General features: G+C 63.6%; 14 protein-coding genes. 10 read left to right on the forward strand and 4 right to left on the reverse strand.

Going from position 1 to position 15,412, the window contains the following annotated elements; translation table 11 throughout:
- Positions 1-48 precede the first annotated feature (48 nt).
- Together AC1Q80_RS17565 and AC1Q80_RS17570 are read right to left on the reverse strand one after the other, a co-directional pair.
- Positions 49-564, reverse strand: a complete 516-nt coding sequence (locus AC1Q80_RS17565; RefSeq protein WP_173421730.1) for a hypothetical protein — start codon at positions 562-564, stop codon at positions 49-51.
- 17 nt (positions 565-581) lie between these two features.
- Positions 582-1,397: a DUF3100 domain-containing protein gene (locus AC1Q80_RS17570; RefSeq protein ID WP_173421731.1), complete on the reverse strand. Its 816-nt coding sequence runs from the start codon at positions 1,395-1,397 to the stop codon at positions 582-584.
- A gap of 464 nt (positions 1,398-1,861) precedes the next feature.
- On the opposite strand from AC1Q80_RS17570, the gene AC1Q80_RS17575 reads away from it, so the two are divergent.
- From AC1Q80_RS17575 to AC1Q80_RS17600, 6 genes are all read left to right on the forward strand, one after another.
- A complete protein-coding gene (locus AC1Q80_RS17575; RefSeq protein WP_492361291.1) occupies positions 1,862-2,887 on the forward strand; it encodes an ABC transporter substrate-binding protein in 1,026 nt (341 codons plus the stop codon).
- 68 nt (positions 2,888-2,955) lie between these two features.
- Positions 2,956-4,461: a sugar ABC transporter ATP-binding protein gene (locus AC1Q80_RS17580; RefSeq protein WP_492361292.1), complete on the forward strand. Its 1,506-nt coding sequence runs from the start codon at positions 2,956-2,958 to the stop codon at positions 4,459-4,461.
- Positions 4,461-5,453 carry an ABC transporter permease gene (locus AC1Q80_RS17585; RefSeq protein WP_492361293.1) on the forward strand — a complete coding sequence of 331 codons (993 nt, stop codon included), beginning with the start codon at positions 4,461-4,463 and terminating at the stop codon, positions 5,451-5,453. The genes AC1Q80_RS17580 and AC1Q80_RS17585 overlap by 1 nt, the downstream gene beginning before the upstream one ends.
- Positions 5,450-6,406, forward strand: a complete 957-nt coding sequence (locus AC1Q80_RS17590) for an ABC transporter permease (protein WP_492361294.1) — start codon at positions 5,450-5,452, stop codon at positions 6,404-6,406. Before AC1Q80_RS17585 ends, AC1Q80_RS17590 begins: the two co-directional genes overlap by 4 nt.
- Positions 6,403-7,422 carry a LacI family DNA-binding transcriptional regulator gene (locus AC1Q80_RS17595; RefSeq protein WP_492361295.1) on the forward strand — a complete coding sequence of 340 codons (1,020 nt, stop codon included), beginning with the start codon at positions 6,403-6,405 and terminating at the stop codon, positions 7,420-7,422. The genes AC1Q80_RS17590 and AC1Q80_RS17595 overlap by 4 nt, the downstream gene beginning before the upstream one ends.
- A gap of 22 nt (positions 7,423-7,444) precedes the next feature.
- Entirely contained in the window at positions 7,445-8,689 is a 1,245-nt protein-coding gene (locus AC1Q80_RS17600) for a Gfo/Idh/MocA family protein (protein WP_492361296.1), read from the forward strand.
- 63 nt (positions 8,690-8,752) lie between these two features.
- On the opposite strand, the gene AC1Q80_RS17605 is transcribed toward AC1Q80_RS17600, so the two are convergent.
- Positions 8,753-9,238 (reverse strand): pyridoxamine 5'-phosphate oxidase family protein, encoded by a 486-nt coding sequence (locus AC1Q80_RS17605; RefSeq protein WP_492361297.1) that lies wholly within the window; start codon positions 9,236-9,238, stop codon positions 8,753-8,755.
- 299 nt (positions 9,239-9,537) lie between these two features.
- Here AC1Q80_RS17605 and AC1Q80_RS17610 point away from each other — a divergent pair, with 299 nt between their 5' ends.
- A complete protein-coding gene (locus tag AC1Q80_RS17610) occupies positions 9,538-11,013 on the forward strand; it encodes an SLC13 family permease (RefSeq protein ID WP_492361298.1) in 1,476 nt (491 codons plus the stop codon).
- 172 nt (positions 11,014-11,185) lie between these two features.
- Positions 11,186-12,358 (forward strand): glycerate kinase family protein, encoded by a 1,173-nt coding sequence (locus AC1Q80_RS17615; protein ID WP_492361299.1) that lies wholly within the window; start codon positions 11,186-11,188, stop codon positions 12,356-12,358.
- Positions 12,359-12,495: 137 nt separating this feature from the next.
- Here AC1Q80_RS17615 and AC1Q80_RS17620 read toward each other — a convergent pair whose 3' ends face one another.
- Positions 12,496-13,905 carry a S8 family serine peptidase gene (locus AC1Q80_RS17620; RefSeq protein ID WP_492361300.1) on the reverse strand — a complete coding sequence of 470 codons (1,410 nt, stop codon included), beginning with the start codon at positions 13,903-13,905 and terminating at the stop codon, positions 12,496-12,498.
- 161 nt (positions 13,906-14,066) lie between these two features.
- On the opposite strand from AC1Q80_RS17620, the gene AC1Q80_RS17625 reads away from it, so the two are divergent.
- The gene (locus AC1Q80_RS17625) at positions 14,067-14,609 is read left to right on the forward strand and encodes an RNA polymerase sigma factor (RefSeq protein WP_209789508.1); all 543 of its coding nucleotides are present in this window, start codon (positions 14,067-14,069) and stop codon (positions 14,607-14,609) included.
- Complete coding sequence (locus AC1Q80_RS17630) at positions 14,606-15,412, forward strand: anti-sigma factor family protein (RefSeq protein WP_492361301.1); 807 nt, start codon at positions 14,606-14,608, stop codon at positions 15,410-15,412. The genes AC1Q80_RS17625 and AC1Q80_RS17630 overlap by 4 nt, the downstream gene beginning before the upstream one ends.

The raw sequence follows: 15,412 nt of genomic DNA on the forward strand, positions 1-15,412 counted from the left end.
TTTGCAAATGGAAGGCCGGCCGCCAAGGCAGCCGGCCTCGTTTCTATCCTACTGGCCGAGCCGCAGGAACAGGTCGGCGACGACGACGGAGCCCATATAGGTGCCGATCATCACGCAGATCGCGACAATGACGATCTTCCAGCCGGATCGGCGGGCGATCGCAAATTCGCTGGCTGTCAGCGCAAGACCGCCATAGGCGAGCGCAGGCGTGGCGAGCGCCAGGAAGTTCAGGTGCTCGACCTGCTCGCTGACCCAGGCAGCACCCGGCACGCCCGGGATGGTGATCAGGATCGCGATCAGCGAGACCCAGGCGACGCTCGGCAGGTAGAAGGGCACGAAGCGCGCGAAGCCGAGGCCGATGATGCAGGCGACGTAAAGGACCGCCATGCCGGGCAGGGCGACGAGTGGCGACGTGCCGGTGCCGACCCAGTTGGCGATGAGGCCGATGGCACAGGCGATCAGCAGCAGACCGGAATGCTTGACGACGTCGATCTTGCGCTCGTCTTCTGCGTTAAGCGGCAGGTCGTCTGCAAGATTTGCTGTGGTGTTGGTTTGATTGGCCATTGTTCCTGTCTCCCCGATCAGGCTGTTTTGCGGTCGGACGGACGGGCCTTGTTGTAAAGCCATTCCGTCAGCGGCAGGGCGACGAACATGCCGACGTAAAGGCCGGTCGCGTAGGTCAGGATGTTGCTGGCCGCCGCAAGCGCCAGGATGATGTCCTTCTGGTCGGGAACGACGGCGACGAGACCGCCGGTGCAGGCAGCCAGCATCGAGCCGGAGCCGACGCCGCAGGACATGGCAAGCGCCCGCACGTCGAAAATGCCGAGGCCGTGCACGAGCGGCGGCATGATGGCGAAGACGAAGGTGCCGATCAGCGTTCCGGTGGCGTAGACGCCCATGGCGCCAGCACCTTCCGGCGAGTTGAGGCCGTATTTATCGGCGATCAGCGCCAGATTTGGCTCGCGGTCGATCGAGTAGGTGGCGCCGACGGCTTCGCGGCCCATCTTGAGCAGGAAGACGGCGACCGGGAAGGCGACGAGAATGGTGCCGAGATTGCCCAGCTCCTGCAGCACGAGTGCCGGCCCGGCCTCGATGATCTTGGAGATCTGCGGCCCGACCGTCGTGCCGAACTTGGCGATGAACGGCATGATCGCAACGGTGATCATGGCGCCGGAAAGCTTGACCGCATCCTTGGAAAGGAATTTGGCGCTGGCCTTGAAAATGGCGGGATTGAGCAGGATGCCGAGCGCGAAGGCGTAAAGGATCGGCAGGAAGATCACGGTGCCGAGGCCGATCGACAGTCGTTGAATGCCGATCAGCTCGCAGACGATGACGATCGCAAGCACAAGGACGTGCAGATAGAGCCCGCCCGTGGCGGCTCCGGGTTTTCCGGTCATGATGTTCTCCTCTGGTTGGGGACCAGTTGTTGTTCTTTGCCCAGATTTCACACTATGGGCTGAGGACAAATTCCGGCTAGCCGGTCGGCGAGCAACGAAGTGTTGCAGTTCCAGCAACAGCCGCTGAGCTGAAGGCGGCCTTTGAAAAAGCCGCGCGTCCTGTCTGTCATTTCATGGTTGCAGTCCTGCATTGGCGCCGTGCGGATGCGAATCGGGTTTTCGCCTGCTCTGGCTTTTGCATGTGCCACCGCCGTGGCCAAGGGCGCATTCGACCAAGTCCGGACCAGAAGCCTGAAACACAACTGCTTTCCCCAGCAATCGGGCCGATCGGCGCAGCCAAATCCGTTTGTCTGCGGATTCAGGGCCAGAATTCAAAAAAACCCACCAAAAATCGCTGAAAACCCCCATTGAAATCGATTACATTTTCTGGCTTGATGGTCCTCGCAAGATTTTGGGAGGATCTTATGAAGAAGCTTATCGCCGTAGCACTCGGCACCGTCGCATCCATCGCCATCTCCGCTTCGCTCGCCAATGCCGAGACCTTCAAGATTGGCTTGTCCAATGGTTGGGTCGGCAGCGAGTGGCGCACGCAAATGATCGACGAGGCCAAGGCGGCTGCGGAAAAATGGAAGGAAAAGGGCGTTGACGTCGAAGTCACCGTCCAGAGCGCCAATGTCGACGTGCCCGGGCAGATCGCCCATGTGCGCAACTTCATTGCCGAGGGCGTCAACGCCATTATCATCAACCCGAACAGCCCGACGGCCTTCGACCCGATCTTCGCGCAGGCGAAGGAAGCGGGCATCCTGGTGATCGCCACCGACGCCGAAGTTTCGTCTCCGGATGCCACATATGTCGGCATCGACCAGACGGCCTGGGGTGCTTCCGGTGCCAAGTGGCTGGCCGAAACGCTCGGCGGCAAGGGCAAGGTCGTTGCCATCAACGGCGTTGCCGGCCACCCGGCAAACGAGATGCGCGTCGCCGGCTACAAGAGTGTCTTCAAGGACTATCCGGATATCCAGGTGGTCAACGAGGTCAATGCCAACTGGGACCAGGCGCAGGGCCAGCAGGCCATGCAGAACATCCTCGCCACCTATCCTGACGTCAACGGTGTCGTCGTGCAGGACGGCATGGCAGCAGGCGCCTGGAAGTCGATCATGGATGCCGGCAAGGCCAGCCAGATCGCCGCAACCGGCGAGATCCGCAAGGACTTCATCGATCTCTGGAGCAAGGACAAGTTGAACTCCGGCGCGACCGTCAACCCGCCCGGCGTCATGGCAAGCGCGCTCAACGTCGCCGTGCTCATGCTGCAGGGCAAGGAGCTGAAGGAACCGGCAACGGCCGGCCAGTACAAGAACGCGATGTACCTGCCGATCCCGTTCATCGACAGCAAGAACCTGGCGGATGCCGCCAAGCAGGTCGACGGCAAACCGGGCTACTACTCCTACACCAGCGCTCTTTCGATCGCAGACGCCGAAGCGCTGTTCAAGTAAGCGCCTTCAGCCGGGTGGATCTCTCGATCCGCCCGGCATCCCGGACCCGACCTTACGGACCAGACCCCATGTCGAAACTGACGTTGAACGGCGTAAGCAAGGCTTACGGCGCCACCCTGGCTTTGCGCCGCGGCGACCTCGAGATCGCGGCAGGCGAAGTTCATGTGCTCATGGGCTCGAACGGCTCGGGCAAAAGCACATTGTGCAAGATCATCGCCGGCAGCGTGCGTCCCGATGGCGGCGAGATCCTAATCGACGGCCGACCCGTCACGATTTCAGGTCCGCAGTCGGCGCGTGAGCAGGGCATCGGCATTTTTTACCAGGAACTCAGCCTTGCGGCGAACCGCTCGGTCGAGGAGAACATCTGCCTCGCCATGCTACCGGTGAAAGCTGCGTTCTTCGTCGATCGCCCCGCCCTGAAGGCGCGGGCCGCGCGTTACATCGAGCTTTTCGCCGGCGTTTCCGGTGATGGATTTGCGGCCGAAACGCTCGTCGGCAACCTGCGCGCCGATCAGCGCCAGCTCGTCGAGATCATGAAGGCGCTCGCCAGCGAAGCGCCGATCCTGATCTTCGACGAACCGACATCGGCCCTCGACCGAGCCCAGGTCGACCGCTTCTTCGACATCCTGCGCCGACTGAAGCGCGACGGCCGCGGCATCATCTTCATCTCGCACCGCATGGACGAGATCACCGCGATCGGCGACCGGGTGACGATCATCCGCGACGGCGAGACGATCCAGACGCTGAATCTCTCTGAAACCGATCCGGCCGCCGTCATCCGGCTGATGGTGGGTGGTGCCGGCGACATGCCGGCCTCGCAATCGTCCGCGCCTGCCGTTGCGAGCTTTTCGGCAGGTGCCGCCATGACAGTCGACCGGCTTTCGGGTGCCGGGTTCCGCAATGTCAGCTTCGAGGTCGCCAAGGGCGAGATCCTCGGGCTCGGTGGTTTGCACGGCCAGGGACAGTCGGCGGTGTTGCGTGCGATCTTCGGCGCAGGCTCGGTAACGTCAGGCGAGATCCGAATCGGCAGCGACCGTTTCGATGCGAAGAGCCCGCGTGACGCCATCCGGCGCGGTTGCGCCTATGTCTCGGGCGACCGTGGCCGCGACGGCGTCATCGCCGGCAGGCCGATCATCGAGAACGTCACGCCCATCCATTACCTGCGCGACCGGCTCATGATAGCGCGCCCGTCAGGCCTCAAGGCGAAGGCGATGCCAGCGCTTGAAGCCATGCACACGAAGTTTGCCAGCCTCCTGCATCCGATCAACTCATTGTCCGGCGGTAACCAGCAGAAGGTGATCATCGCCCGCTGGCTGATCGACCGGCCGGACGTGCTGCTGCTCGACGATCCGACCAAGGGCATCGACCTCTCGGCGAAGGCGGATCTTTTTGCCCTCATTCGCCAACTGGCGGCAGACGGGCTCGGGATCCTGCTCTATTCATCCGAGGATGCCGAGTTGCTCGGGAATGCCAATCGCATCCTCGTCTTCAACGGCGGGTCGGTGACGCGCGAACTCACCGGCGAGGATCGCACCCGCTACAATCTCTACCAGGCTGCATACGAGGCCGCGTGATGACACCGACCACGATAGAAACCCGACCCATCCGCTCCGGCGGCCTGAAGCTTTGGCTCGAACGCTATCCGTTCCTGCCGGCATTGATCATCGTCGTCGGCCTTCTGGCGCTGAACGGCGCGTTTTCGCCCAACAGCCTCAGCTACCGCTCGCTGACGGGATTGCTCAGCACCTACATGGCGCTGATCATGCTGGCGATCGCCCAGACCTATGTCGTCTCCGCAGGGGATATCGATCTTTCGGCCGGCGCGACGCTGTCGCTCGTCAATGTCGCGATCGTCGTCCTGATGGAGAAATGGGGAGGTGGCGGCGCAGCCGTGATCGGCGCCATGCTGTGTGGCATCCTGCTCGGGCTCGCCTGCGGGGTGATCAACGGCATCGTCGTTGCAGCGCTCCGATTGCAGGCGATTGTCGCCACTTTCGCCACCAGCATCTTCTTCACCGGTGTCGCGCTCTATGTCATGCCGGTCGCCGGCACGCCGGCGCCGGCACTCTTCTGGCGCACTTATGGCGGCAGGCTGCTTGGTCTTCCCTTCGTCTTCTACGTTCTCGCGGCACTGGCCCTGCTGCTCTTCCTTTTGTCGCGCACCCGCCTCGTCACCCAGCTTCTGGCCGTTGGCGACGACCAGCAGGCGGCCTACCAGACCGGGCTTCCCGTGGTTCTGGTCCGCATCAAGGGCTATGCGCTCTGCGGCCTGTTCTCCGCACTTGCCGCCTTTTGCCTCACCGGCGACACCGCCAGCGGCGATCCGCTCGTTGGCGGCAAGATGACGCTTTACAGCGTCGCGGCTGTGGTGCTCGGCGGCAGCGCGCTTGCGGGCGGCTGGACCACCGTCGTCGGTTCGCTGCTCGGCGCACTGACGATCGGTCTCGTCAATTCGCTGGTCTTCTTCATGGGCACGCCGTCGGAGTGGCAGAACTTCGTGCAGGGCCTTGCCATTCTTCTCGTCTTGATGGCCGGCGTGCTGGCCGGCCGGAGGGTCCGCGCATGAACGCCGTCCTTTCCTTCCTCAAGAGGCCGCTTGTGATCGCGCTGCTTCTGATCGTGGCGCTGCTCTATCTCGGCGAGAGCCTGTCGCCGGGCTTCGCCTCGGCAGACCAAGTCCTGCGCCTGCTGATCGTTGCCTCGCTTCTCGGCATTGTCGCCGCCGGCCAGAATGTCGTCATCCTCGGCGGCCGCGAAGGCATCGACCTCTCGGTCGGTGGCGTCGTCTCGCTCTCGGCGATCATTGCCGGCAATGTCATGAACGGCGCCGACGGCGGCATCCTGCCGGCGATCCTTGCCTGCCTCGCGGCCGGTGCCTTCTTCGGGCTCCTGAACGGGCTCGGCGTCACGCTTCTGCGCATTCCGCCGCTTGTGATGACGCTCGGCATGCTCGGCGTCCTCCAGGGCCTGCTCGTCGTCATCCGCAACGGCATTCCCTCCGGCCGTGCCGCTCCCGGCCTTTCCGCCTTCGTCACGCAGCCGCTGGTGTTCGGCATTCCCGGCATCATCTGGCTCTGGATCGCCATCGGCCTGTTCATGGCCTTCCTGCTCAACCGCACCGTCTTCGGCCATCGCATCTATGCGATCGGCTCCAATGAACATGCGGCCTATATGGCTGGTGTTCCGGTCCGCCGCATGCGCATCGGCCTGTTCATGATCTCCGGCATGTTCGCGGCGATCGCCGGTCTCTGCCTGCTTGGCTATTCCGGCTCGTCCTTTGCCAATGTCGGCGAGCAATACATGCTCTCCTCGATCATCGCCGTCGTCTTCGGCGGCACCTCGCTTGCCGGCGGCAAGGGCGGCTACACCGGAACCATGGCCGGCGCGCTGCTGCTGGTGATCCTCCAGGGCATCCTGACGACGGTCAACATCGACGAATCCGGCCGCCAGATGGTGTTTGGCGCGACGCTGCTGCTGCTGATGTTGTTCTATGGGCGTGGAAAGGCGATGCGGGCATGAACGATCGGCCGAAGATCAAGGACATTGCCGAGCGTGCCGGCGTTTCGGTCGCAACCGTCTCGCGGGCGCTCAGCGATTCCGGCCTGGTGACCGCCGAAACGAGCCAGCGCATCCACGCGCTTGCGCGTGAACTCAACTACCGGCCAAACGTCAGCGCGCGCAACCTTCGCACCCGCAAGTCGATGTCGGTACTGCTGGTCGTGCGCGACGTCGGCAACCCGTTCTATCTCGACATCTTGAAGGGCGTCGAGGCGACGGCGCGCGAGGCCGGTTACTCGGTCCTGATGGGCAACACCGAGAACGATCCGGATCGCGAGACGGAATATTTCAACATGCTGCGCGACGGCCATGCGGATGGCATGATCCTTATGACGGGCAAGCTGCCGCCGCCAGGCCACGATAGCGGACTCGATGTGGCGCACCTGCCCGTGGTCGTCGCGTTGGAAATGATCGAATCCTCCGGACTGCCGCACGTTCAGGTCGATAACATCGCCGCGGCAAAGGCCGCGGTCGAGCATCTGATTTCACTCGGCCACCGCAAGATCGCCCATATCGCCGGGCCGTTGCCCGAGGTCATGGCCGTGCACCGGCGCGACGGCTACCGCGCAGCCATGCAGGGAGCGGGCCTCGCGATCCCAGAAGGTTACGAGGTTCGCGGCGACTATCTGCTCGAAACCGGCCAGCTCTGCTGCAGCCAATTGTTTGCCCTGTCCGAACCGCCGACAGCACTTTTTGCTGCCAACGACGAAATGGCCTATGGCGCCATTCACGAGCTGCGCCGCCTCGGCCGCGACGTGCCGGGCGACGTTTCCGTCGTCGGCTTCGACGACCTCTACCTGAGCAGGGCCTTCTATCCGCCGCTGACGACGGTCAACCAGCCGCGCGCCGATATTGGCCGGACGGCGATGTCGCTGCTGCTGCGCATGCTGTCCGGCGAGGAGGTGGGGCTTGCCCCGCCGGTCGTGCTGCCGACTGCCTTGAGTATCCGGGCCAGCACCGCCTCGCCGCGCCAATAACCTTATAATCTGGGAGAAGAGAATGACACAGCTACCGAAGCAGACGCTGCGCGTGGGGTTCGTCGGAACCGGCTTCATCGCCCATTTCCACCTGAAGTCGATGATCGGCGTGCGCAATGTCGAAGTGACCGGCGTGTTCAGCCGCAAGGCGGAAAACCGCGAGACGTTTGCCAAGGAAGTCGAAACACTCGGGCTCGGATCCTGCCGCGTGCATGAGAGCCTGGAAGCACTGCTTTCCGCCGATGATGTCGACGCGATCTGGATTCTTTCGCCGAACTACACGCGCCTCGACGTCATGCGTTCGTTGCACGGGGCAATCAAGTCGGGCCGCAGCAAGGTGTTTGCGGTTGCCTGCGAAAAGCCCTTGGCGCGCACGGTGGCGGAAGCGCGCGAGATGCTGACGCTGGCCGAAGATGCCGGGCTCAACCACGGCTATCTCGAAAACCAGGTGTTCTGCACGCCGGTGCTGCGCGGCAAGGAAATCATCTGGCGGCGGGCTGCCTCCACAACCGGCAGGCCCTACCTTGCTCGTGCGGCTGAGGAACATTCCGGCCCCCATGAGCCCTGGTTCTGGCAGGGCGACAAGCAGGGCGGCGGCGTCCTCTCCGACATGATGTGCCACAGCGTCGAGGTGGCGCGTTATCTGCTGACCGCGCCGGGCGCACCGCGCAGTTCGCTGAAGATCAAGGCGGTCAACGGCACGGTCGCCAACCTGAAATGGACGCGCCCCAACTATGCCGAACAGTTGCGCAAGCGCTTCGGCAACGATGTCGACTATCGCAACCGCCCTTCGGAGGATTTTGCCCGCGCCACGGTGACGCTCGAAGATGAGGACGGCAACGAACTGATGATCGAGGCGACGACCTCCTGGGCGTATGTCGGCGCAGGGCTGCGCATCCAGCTCGAACTGCTCGGTCCGGAATATGCGCTCGAATACAACTCGCTGAGCACCGGCCTGAAGATCTTCATGTCCCGCGAAGTCACCGGTTCGGAAGGCGAGGATCTGGTCGAGAAGCAGAATGCCGAGCAGGGGCTGATGCCGGTGCTCGAAGACGAGGCCGGCGTCTATGGTTACACCGACGAGAACCGCCACATGGTGGAATGCTTCCGCAAGGGCCAGAAGCCGCTCGAAACCTTCGAGGATGGCCTTGCCGTGGTCGAGATGCTGATGGGTCTCTATCGCTCCGCCGAGATCAACGCCACCTTGCAGTTCCCTGCGCCTGAGCTTGAGCACTACGTGCCCGTCGTCGCGCGCAAGGGCGCATGATCATGCTTGTCTAAGGCTGGCGGGGGCGCAGCCCCCGTCGACCTGATAGGCCTAGCCTCCCGTTCAGGCGTCTCTTCGTGAGTGCGAGGAGATGTCCACCGGATCTTCGTCCATGGCACGCCCGGTCATCTCGTCGATCTCGATCACAAAGAACAGATGGGGCGACGTGCCGACGACGCCCTGTTCCACCGGTTTCAATCCGCCCGGTTCCCACCAGTTGGTGCGTTTCTCCAGCAGCGACCATGCCTGCAGACGCTCCTGGTGCCATTGCTTGGTATCCGGCAGTTCCCGATATCTGCCGTAGATGACCGCGCTTTTCCAGCTTCCCCCGTCGGAGAACGCGTCGATCTGGACACAGACGCGAGGGTTTGCGCGCATCCAGTCGATTTTCTGTCCGGGCATCGAGAAGCCGTATAGCCGGTTTGCAGTAAAGGCGTACTGGACGGGCACGATGTAGGGCTGGTCATCCCTGGCGCAGGCCAGCCGACCGATATGGTGCGAGGAGACAAGTGCGATGCATTCCTCACGCGACAATTCCCTGACGAACATGTTTCGCTTCCTCCTGCGGTGAGACGCTACCCAAAGACTGCAGGCATTTCGCGGTCCACCGCATTAATATGGCGCAATGCGTCAACATTGACAGGCGTGATTGCCAAGGCCCGATGCGGCTCCGCCTCATCGGGCATCCCATTGCCTCTGCTTACCGATAAATCGAAACCCGGTGGCGCTGCGGGTGGAATAAACAGCGTGCAGCGCCGTTAGGCCTTCAACGACACCTCGTGAAGGCCGGGCGTCGCACGCGGGTTTTCGCCGCGAACCGGCCGCCAGCAGAAAAGGATTGGGCCACCATGACCGGCGTTCAAACATTTGCACCGGCGAAGGACATCATCATCTCCTCCGTCAACGAAGCGGGCGATTTCGGCGGGCAGATGCCGCTGCGCCAGGTGCGGCTGTTGACGGGGTCCATGCTGCTTCTCTTCGCGGCGATCCTGATTTTTCTGGCAGCCGACGGGCTGACCATGCCGATGCGCCTGGCGCTGATGGTGTTTGCGACAACGCTTGTCTGCTGGACGATCTTTGCCCTGCCGGAAACGCCGGTGGCGCTTGCCGGAGCGTTGGCGCTTGGTGCCACCGGCACCGTCAGTGAAGAAGCGGTTTTTGCGGCGCTGGGCAATGATATCGTCTGGCTGATGATTGCCGCCTTCGTCATCGCCTCGGTGCTGCAGGCGTCCGGGTTGGTGGAGCGTCTCACCTTCAGGCTGCTGGCGCCTTTCCGACGCGTCAGCAGCCTGTTCTGGGCGGTCACGCTGACGATCTTCGCCACTGCCTTCATCATTCCCTCCACGTCGGCGCGCGCGGCTATCTTCATGCCGGTGTTTCTGGGGCTGACGGCCGCAATCGATCGGCCCACCGTTACACGCGCGCTTGCCTTGCTCTTTCCGTCGGTGATCCTGTTGTCTGCCGCCGCTTCGCTCACCGGTGCCGGCGCGCACCTGGTGGCGGTCGATTTCATTCGCCGCAGCGGCGGTGACGCGCCGGATTTCCTCGAGTGGGCGTTGCTGGCAGCCCCATTTGGATTGTTTACGAGCCTCATGGCCTGCGGTCTCATTCTGCGATTCTTCCTTGGTACTGACGATCGCGACGCCATGTTCGAGGCAAGCGCTAGAACCGAAAAGCAGCCGCTCCTTGCGCCGGAGCGGACCGTGCTGGCCGTAACGGCGCTCATTGTCCTGGCGCTTGCGACGTCAAGCCTCCACAGTGTTGCCTTGCCCTTCGTCGCCTTGATCGGCGCCCTGGTGATGGCCTCGGAAAAGATCTCGGGAATGCCCTTCCGCAAGGCGCTGAAAACCGTCGAGTGGAACCTGCTTTTGTTTCTGGCCGGCACGCTGGTCATCGGCGAGGCACTGATGAGCACCGGGACGGCGGCTCTGCTGGCCGACCGCGCCATCGGCCTGCTCAGCCTTATCGGCAAACCGCCGGTCTGGCTGGTGATCCTGTTCACCGTGATCCTGGCGACATTGGCGCATATCGTCGTCGCCTCGCGGACGGCACGGGCGACGGTGCTGATCCCGGCACTCGCCTTGCCGCTCGCAGGTCTCGGCGTCGAACCGGCGGTTCTCATCATGGCCGCTACTCTGGGTAGTGGCTTCTGCCAGACCCTGATGGTTTCGGCCAAGCCGGTGGCGCTGTTCGGCAGCATGGAACCGCCTGCGTTCACGCCGTCGGACCTGATGCGGCTGGCCGCGATGCTGCTCATCCCCTTCATCGGGCTCCTGACGCTTGTTGCCGCCTTCGTCTGGCCGCTGATGGGTCTTGGAGATTGATATAAGCATCTGAAAATATGTGTTTTTAGCAAAGGCCGGAGCCCGCCAGCTCCGGCCTTTGCTGCTTTTTGTACTAACCGCGAAATAGTTTGGTATTCGGCGGAATAAACCCTCCGAGCGACCGTTCCTCCCTTGCATCCGCATTGTCACAAAAACGCAAGGAGACTGTCACATGACATTGACCATTCTGGTTGCACCGTCTGGTTTCAAGGAAAGTCTGTCGGCGGAAGAAGCGGCCGATTGCATCGAGAAGGGTGTGCTGCGTGCCTGCCCCCAGGCAAAGGTTCTGAAAGTGCCGATGGTCGATGGCGGCGAAGGTTTTACCAAGGCCTTGGTCGCCGTCACGGGCGGCACGTTGCACGAATGCGTTGTCACCGGGCCGCTGGGCACGCCGGTCCTGTCGCATTTCGGATTTCTCGGCGGGCAGGATGAGCCGGTCGCCATCATCGAAATGGCGGCTGCCGCCGGCCTCCGGCTGGTGCCGCGCGATCGCCGCAACCCCTGCATCACGAGCAGTTATGGCGTCGGCGAGTTGATCCGTGCAGCACTCGACGCCGGCGCGCGCCGGATCCTGCTCGGCTGCGGCGACAGCGGCATCAATGACGGCGGAGCCGGCATGGCTCAGGCGCTGGGCGTCGGTCTGCTCGACAAGGACGGTTTACCACTGCCGCCCGGCGGCGGCGCACTCGGCCAATTGGCTCGCATCGATCTGTCGTCGCGCGACCCGCGTCTGGCCGATGTTCGCATCGATGCGGCTGTGAACTGGCACAACATGCTGCTCGGCGAACGCGGCGTTGCCCGGGTCTTCGGCCCGCAGAAGGGCGCGACGCCCGAGCAGGTCGAAGTGCTGACCGATGCGATGGAGACCTATGCCGAGGCAATCCACCGCACGACCGGCGTCGACGTTGGCAGCGCGCCGGGTGCCGGCGCCTCGGGCGGGCTCGGCGCTGCGGTGCTCGGACTGCTCAGCGGCAAGCTGCACCCGCGCTACGACATCGTCATGCAATATCTCGATCTCGACAGCATGATCGCGCGGGCCGATCTGGTGATCACGGCGGAAGGTAGCCTTGATGGCCAGACGCCCTTCGGCAAGGTGCCGGCGGAAGTCGGTCATCGTGCCAAGGAGGCCGGACGGCCGGTGATCGCACTCGCCGGCACGATCGGCAAGGGTGTCACCTTGAACTTCGAGCATGGCATCGATGCCTTTGCCTCTATCCTGAAAGCACCCTGCAGCCTTGACGACGCGATCAACGCTGCGCCGAAACTGCTTGTTCGTGCGGCGGAAGATGCCGTGCGCATGGTGCGGGTCGGCATGCTGCTGACCGAGCGGGGCCTTGCCGCCTGATCAGAACGGGCATTACGCTCCGGCGGAAAGGAGGTGCGCGATGCGACACCTTCTTTCCGCCGGAGCTTTTTTGATCGTCACGACTGCTATCAGGCTTGATCGGTTGCAAGCCTTTCGCCTTGACATAAATTCGGCTGCTACGAGCGGCAGAGTTCGCGGGCGTTCAAAACACCCCAGCCGAAAACCGGATCCTTGCCGGGTGCGCCGACATCCTCTGCCGTTTGCGCGACGAGCTTGCCGATGTCTTCGGCCGAAAGCGAAGGGTTCGAAGCCCTCAGAATGGCGACCGCGGCGGTCACAAACGGTGCAGCGAAGGATGTGCCGGTGCGTGGCCGGCCGCCGTCGATCGAAGCGGCCGTCCAGACGCCCGTGCCGAGGGCCGCGACGTCGATGTGCTCGCCCTGTGCTGCGCGACGGTAGGGGCGAAAATTGCGGTCGACGGCGGTAACCGCGATCAGTTCGGGGTAGGCGGCGGGATAGACCGGCTTTGCCCTGGGACCGTCGTTGCCGGCGGCCGCCACCTGCAGGATGTTGCGCTCCGCGACCAGCCCAACGGTTTTCTCCAGCAACTGGTTGTGGGGTCCCGAAAGGCTCATGTTGATCACTGTGACCCCGCGGGCTGCCAAAAGGTCGATTGCCTTCACCAGATCGTAGGTCTCGGCGACGTCTGCATCGCGTTTCGTCTTCTGGAACGCGTCGATTGCGATCAATCGCGCGTTGCGCAGCAGACCGGGCGCGCGGCTGTCCTGCCGGCCGGCAAGGAGGGCGGCAACGGCCGTCCCGTGCTGGCGCCCGGACTCCGGCACTTCGTCGGCCGCCAGGCGGACGATCTCGAGATCGACGCCCTGAAGCGCCGGGTGGTCTGGGTTGATCGCGGTGTCGATCAGCCCGATCGGACCGGCAGCGGCGCAGGCCTTCGCTGCGTCGGGCTCAGGCCAGCCGATGGCTGTGCGCACCAGAGCGCACCGTCCTTCGCCGCACGGTGTCGGCTGGGTGGCACCTTCGTTCGGCTCGAAGTAATGGTTGAGATCGGCGACGGCTCCCGGCGAGGCCGAGGCGACCTCCTGCCGCGCAGCCTCAAGCGTCATTCCAGAGGGAATCGAAAGCTTGACGATCTCAGAGCCGGAGAGCCCGAGAGATTGTCGCGCCCGGGTCGTGAAACCGCGTTCGCCGAGACGCTGGATCGCGGCTTCGTCCAGCCCAAGCGCAATGAGTTCGCCGGGCACATGGATAGGCTTGCGCACAGGCGCAGGCCGTCGGGCAGCGCGCTTTTCCGGCGTGCCCCGGAAGAGGTCGAAAAGATTGCCGCCGCCGCGCCAGGCACCGCCGGAACCGCGATCGGAGGACCGGCTCGACGATGAACCTCCACCGCTCCCGCCTCCGTCATCGTCGTCCCCGCCGCCATCGTCGTCGTCCGCATGGGCTGGCGTGATGAAGGCGAAGGAATTGGTGGTCGTGGTGCCGGTGATCCCCGAGGGAACAAGGTCGCCATTGGCGACTGCGAGGCCGCAGAGCGATGCGGCGGTCAATCGAAGCAGGCGTTTCATCAAGGCTTTCTCCTTGTCCCGACCGCGCCGGAGTGGATCAGCTTACCGTGAAAGGCAGGCTCGCCGGTGGTGACTTTTGCGTGTGCTTCCCATATCGCTCAACGGATGAATGGACAAATTATTCCCCCGCGTGCCAATCGAAGCGCCGGAAGGAACGCGGAATGACCGATCAGGACATCGCCTTCGGCGAGCGCCTCGTCGCTTTCCTGCCCAACCTGCGCCGCTTTGCCATCTCGCTTTGCCGCTCCCGCGATATCGCCGACGACCTGGTGCAAGCCGCTTGCGAGAAGGCGCTTGCCGGCTCGGAGCGGTTCGAGGAGGGCACGCGTTTCGACGCCTGGATGTTCCGCATTCTGCGCAATCTTTGGATAGACCAGCTCCGCCGCCAGAAGACGGCCGGTCCGACCGAGGAGATCGAAGCTCAGCCGGAGCTTGCCGTTCCCTCCGGAGAAGCGGGATCCGAGGCACGTATGACGCTGAAAAGCGTGGCCGCTGCCATCGACGATCTCGTGCTGGAACAGCGCGAGGTGCTGCTGCTGACATGCGTGGAGGATCTCTCCTATAAGGAGGCAGCCGAGGTGCTCGGCATTCCTATCGGTACAGTGATGAGCAGGCTCGCCCGCGCCCGCAAGAATCTTGCTGAAGCCGCGGGAATAGAACCTGCGGCCGCGCGTTCACCGGATATGAGAGGCGGGGCGAGATGAGCGATATGGAATTCACCGACGAGATCCTGATGGCATTCGCCGATGGCGAACTCGACGACGAGACGACGCGGCTTGTCGAGACGGCGCTCGAAACGGACGACGACCTGATGGCCCGCGTCGCCATGTTCATGGAAACGCGGGCGGCCTCGAGCGAGGCGCTGAAGCCGATGCTCGACGAGGCGGTTCCGGATCAACTGGTTGAGAACGTCCGCGCCATGGCCGCCAAGGCGGCAGCACGCGATGGCGGCAGCCGGGCCGCTGATGCGGCTAACGAAAGTGCGAGTGCGGACAACATCATTGCCTTCCGCAGGCCGGAGCCAACGGCTCAGACCCCGCGCCGTCCTTCGTCGCTGATGATGGCGTTGGCCGCATCGCTTCTCATCGTCGTCGGTGGCGTCGGCGGATACTTTGCTGGCGGAGCAGGCCGAACGGACGTCGAGGGCCCGCAGGTTGCGGGCCTGGTCGATCCGATCGTGTCAGGTATTCTCGACCAGCGCGCCTCGGGCGAGGAAATCGTCGTCGGCGACGGACAGGTTCGGTTGGTTTCGACGTTCACGGCAGGTGGCGAACAGATCTGCCGCGAGTACGAAATGAAGCGGCCGGATCAGCCGGATTTCGTCTCGATTGCCTGCCGTAGCGCCGCCGGCTGGCAGACGCAGCTTGCGATCGTCACCCCGGAAACCGGCGAAGGTTTCGCGCCGGCGTCGTCACTTGAAACCGTCGATGCCTATCTGACCTCGATCGGCGCCGGTGCGCCGCTTGAGGCGGAGGCCGAGAAGAACGCACTTGCCGGCCCGAAGTAG

It is taken from the genome of Ensifer sp. GW823-FHT05D09, from assembly GCF_058795755.1.

Coding starts and splice junctions, on each gene's coding strand:
- AC1Q80_RS17565 (WP_173421730.1), bottom strand. CDS start 564: ATGGCCAATCAAACCAACACCACAGCAAATCTTGCAGACGACCTGCCG.
- AC1Q80_RS17570 (WP_173421731.1), bottom strand. CDS start 1,397: ATGACCGGAAAACCCGGAGCCGCCACGGGCGGGCTCTATCTGCACGTC.
- AC1Q80_RS17575 (WP_492361291.1), top strand. CDS start 1,862: ATGAAGAAGCTTATCGCCGTAGCACTCGGCACCGTCGCATCCATCGCC.
- AC1Q80_RS17580 (WP_492361292.1), top strand. CDS start 2,956: ATGTCGAAACTGACGTTGAACGGCGTAAGCAAGGCTTACGGCGCCACC.
- AC1Q80_RS17585 (WP_492361293.1), top strand. CDS start 4,461: ATGACACCGACCACGATAGAAACCCGACCCATCCGCTCCGGCGGCCTG.
- AC1Q80_RS17590 (WP_492361294.1), top strand. CDS start 5,450: ATGAACGCCGTCCTTTCCTTCCTCAAGAGGCCGCTTGTGATCGCGCTG.
- AC1Q80_RS17595 (WP_492361295.1), top strand. CDS start 6,403: ATGAACGATCGGCCGAAGATCAAGGACATTGCCGAGCGTGCCGGCGTT.
- AC1Q80_RS17600 (WP_492361296.1), top strand. CDS start 7,445: ATGACACAGCTACCGAAGCAGACGCTGCGCGTGGGGTTCGTCGGAACC.
- AC1Q80_RS17605 (WP_492361297.1), bottom strand. CDS start 9,238: ATGTTCGTCAGGGAATTGTCGCGTGAGGAATGCATCGCACTTGTCTCC.
- AC1Q80_RS17610 (WP_492361298.1), top strand. CDS start 9,538: ATGACCGGCGTTCAAACATTTGCACCGGCGAAGGACATCATCATCTCC.
- AC1Q80_RS17615 (WP_492361299.1), top strand. CDS start 11,186: ATGACATTGACCATTCTGGTTGCACCGTCTGGTTTCAAGGAAAGTCTG.
- AC1Q80_RS17620 (WP_492361300.1), bottom strand. CDS start 13,905: ATGAAACGCCTGCTTCGATTGACCGCCGCATCGCTCTGCGGCCTCGCA.
- AC1Q80_RS17625 (WP_209789508.1), top strand. CDS start 14,067: ATGACCGATCAGGACATCGCCTTCGGCGAGCGCCTCGTCGCTTTCCTG.
- AC1Q80_RS17630 (WP_492361301.1), top strand. CDS start 14,606: ATGAGCGATATGGAATTCACCGACGAGATCCTGATGGCATTCGCCGAT.